The organism is Micrococcus sp. Mcc89, assembly GCF_024519795.1.
In the GTDB taxonomy this organism is placed as follows: Bacteria; Actinomycetota; Actinomycetes; order Actinomycetales; family Micrococcaceae; genus Micrococcus; species Micrococcus luteus.
Genome location: NZ_JALJRI010000005.1, coordinates 1 through 428, shown reverse-complemented (window position 1 = coordinate 428; position 428 = coordinate 1). Strand labels below are relative to the sequence as shown.

At 68.7% G+C, this 428-nt stretch carries 1 protein-coding gene; it reads left to right on the top strand.

Annotated features, from left to right (window positions below; translation table 11 throughout):
* On the top strand, positions 1-428 hold a 428-nt coding region (locus NR072_RS00255; RefSeq protein ID WP_221848293.1), incomplete at both ends, for a transposase.

The window sequence follows — 428 nt, the reverse complement described above, 5'->3', positions numbered from 1 at the left end:
CACCGACCCCTGGACACCCGCGCCGGCACGATCGATGTGGCCATCCCCAAACTCCGGGCCGGCACGTACTTCCCCGAATGGCTGCTCGAGCGCCGCAAACGGGCCGAGTCCGCACTGATCACCGTGGTCGCGGACTGCTACCTGGCCGGGGTCTCGACCCGGCGCATGGACAAGCTCGTACGTCAGCTCGGCATCGACTCCCTCTCGAAATCCCAGGTCAGCCGGATGGCCCAAGAGCTCGACGAGCACATCGAGGCTTTCCGTCACAGGCCTCTGGGCGAGGCCGGCCCGTTCGTGTTCCTCGCCGCCGACGCCCTGACCATGAAAGTCAGAGAGGGCGGGCGGGTGATCAACGCGGTGGCCATGGTCGCCACCGGGGTCAACGCCGACGGGCGCCGCGAAGTCCTCGGGCTGAGGGTGGCCACCAC